Annotated in this window: 1 protein-coding gene and 1 tRNA gene; both read left to right on the top strand. The window is 52.7% G+C overall.

Annotation, left to right across the window (positions count from 1 at the left end; genetic code table 11):
- Positions 1–537: 537 nt before the first annotated feature.
- A tRNA-Ile gene (locus tag ACV229_RS40400) sits at positions 538–614 on the top strand.
- A gap of 85 nt (positions 615–699) precedes the next feature.
- Positions 700–2,568 carry a reverse transcriptase domain-containing protein gene (locus ACV229_RS40395; RefSeq protein WP_448088632.1) on the top strand — a complete coding sequence of 623 codons (1,869 nt, stop codon included), beginning with the start codon at positions 700–702 and terminating at the stop codon, positions 2,566–2,568.
- The last annotated feature ends 139 nt before the right edge of the window (positions 2,569–2,707 follow it).

Raw genomic sequence — 2,707 nt, 5'->3', positions numbered from 1 at the left:
GGTTAGAGCAGTCGACTCATAAGTGCGCCATGGATAGGGCGCACAAACGTTGTAACGGTAGTTACGCCACAGGAGCGATTGTGGCTAAAGCGGCGACTTACCTGATCGGGAAACCGAGAGGGGACTGCAGCATGTCGTGAAAAGGCAGATAAGGAAGAAGCTGTGCTTCCAAGAGGTCTGTCAGCTAGGCTGGACACGGTGAAGGCTGTATTGCTTGAACCCGAATCCCACCGGGGTATGTTTCGTCAACCCTCAGACACCACAGTTTTACGTCTGAGGTCAGGAAGTCTAGGGTGGCGATTATGAACGCCCTGGAAGCTCCCTCCTGACACGGGCTTCCGAGTCGGAAGAAATGGATGAAATGGGCACCTAAACCCAGAGCACGTTTGTGTGTTAACCATGGGATCGCCTAAGGGGAGTGATCCCTAAAAGGATACAATCAGAACATCGAATGTATCTTGGCAATAGATGGAGCTGGCAACAGGTCCGACTATTGCTGGCGACGGAGTTGTGGTAGTACCTGTATAGTGAAACAGTGGGCCTGTAGCTCAGTGGTTAGTAGCAGTCGACTCATAATCGATTGGTCGCAGGTTCAAATCCTGCCAGGCCCACCAAGTACCTACATACGACCTCGGTAATGCGGGGTGAAAGGAAAGCACAACAGGCTGGACGCGCGTCCAACGACGAAGGTTTACTCGGATGAGTAGTAACGACCTACAGCGTTTGGAGGCGCTGCGCAAGAAAAACGCTGATCCAAATTGGGTCAACGGGGAACTCTATCGCCTAATGTACAAGGAAGATCTGTACGTGGTGGCGTACGAGCGGCTGAAAAGCTCCCCCGGAAACATGACCCCTGGAGCCGACGGGACAACACTCGACGAGTTTTCACTGGCAACAATAAAAAACATCGTCTCCCAGATGCGGACTGAATCATTTCAGTTCAGCAGAGCACGTAGAGTGCATATCCCGAAAGCGAACGGTGGCAAGCGCCCGCTAGGTATCGCTTCCCCTAAGGACAAGGTGGTTCAGGAGGTCATGAGAATGATTCTTGAGGCCATCTATGAAAGTCCATATGGGCCGAGCTTTTCGGAAGCAAGCCACGGTTTCAGACCTAATCGAGGTTGTCACACGGCGCTTAAGTCGATACGGGATAACTGGAGCGGGGTTTCGTGGGTTGTCGAAGGCGACGTCAAAGCTGCCTTTGATAATATTGACCACAATCTCCTGATTGGGCACCTGAAGAAGCGCATTAGTGACACGCGATTCCTCAACCTGATCAGGAAAGCCCTGACGGCGGGCTACTATGAGTTTCGTACGCCGGTGAACAGCGACATCGGTACACCGCAGGGTTCCATTGTCTCTCCCATCCTGTGCAATATCTTTCTGCATGAGCTTGATCTATTTATGATCGAACGCATCGCTTGTACAGAGAAAGGCGAGAAACGTGGTAGAAGCCTTGAGAGCATCAGAGCCTATAAGAGATTGGAGAAAGCTCGTCGAGAAATCGAAAGGCTTGCGCCAAGATCCGAAGAACGGGCCCTGAAGGCTAAGGAGATAAAGGCGGCCAAGCTAGCCAATATGCGAGTGCCATCGGGTATTAATGACGGCTCTTTCATTAGGCTTAAGTATGTCCGCTACGCGGACGACTGGTGTGTTGGTGTCAATGGGCCAAAATGGATGGCCGAGCAAATCCGAAATGAGGTCCGAGACTTCATGAAAGAAAGGCTTGGGCTTACGCTCAACATGGAGAAAACGCATATTCGTCATGCGAAGACCGAGGAAGCTTTCTTTCTCGGGACGCGCATAAAAATCGGGTCAACCACGCAGAAGGTGCAAAAGGTGGTCCGAAACGGAAAAGCGTTCGACAAGCGAGTTACAGGTTGGCTGCCGCAATTGTGGGCACCGGTAGGCAAATTAGTGGGCAAATTACACGTCAAAGGTTTTTGTGGAAGCGAGGGCGAACCCACGCCGAAGTACATTTGGGTTCTGCTGGACGACGACCAAATCGTTTCTATCTATGGGTCGGTAATACGAGGACTGCTGAATTACTACAGCTTCGCGGACAATTATGCAAAGCTGTCAAGGGTCCAGTACATTCTGAAATACTCGGCCGCGCTGACCTTGGCCACAAAACACAGACTCTCGTTGAAGCAGGTTTTCCGGAAATACGGGGATAGCCTAGCGGTGTTTAAGCAGAACAGTAAGGGTAAGACCTTCGGGGTTAGCTTGCCAGTCGTCACGGATTGGTCGCGTCGCCCCTCGCGGTTCATGATTGGTGAAACACCATCACCCGACTCCATCCTGCTGAGGCATTCGCGAATGCGTACTCGAAGCAAGCTCGGGGAATCGTGCGCTATTTGTGGTTCGGACGCTGGCGTACAGATGCATCACGTCAGACACGTCCGGAAGATGGGAGATCGACCACCCAAAGGCTTTACGAGGCTTCTTGCTACGTTGAACCGGAAGCAGATACCCGCATGTGGTAGCTGTCACGCCAAGATACACGCAGGGGCTTACGATGGGTTAAAGCTGCGAGACCTTCACAACCCGTTCGCGGCGGCGAGATGATGGCGCAGTAGGATAGCTGGAGAGCGCAATGCTTGGAAACTTGCACGTTGCGTTCGGAGGAAGGTAGTTGGTTTCCTGCGCCGGGCGGCGTCGCCGCGGTGCGCAAGGGGCTGGCTACCGATCCTACTCGATTGGTCGC

The sequence above is a fragment of the Burkholderia sp. MR1-5-21 genome, from assembly GCF_053427715.1.
This window is presented reverse-complemented; position numbering and strand designations above follow the sequence as displayed.

Excerpts from the sequence above, each read along its gene's own strand:
- ACV229_RS40395 (WP_448088632.1), top strand. The coding sequence starts at position 700 with ATGAGTAGTAACGACCTACAGCGTTTGGAGGCGCTGCGCAAGAAAAAC.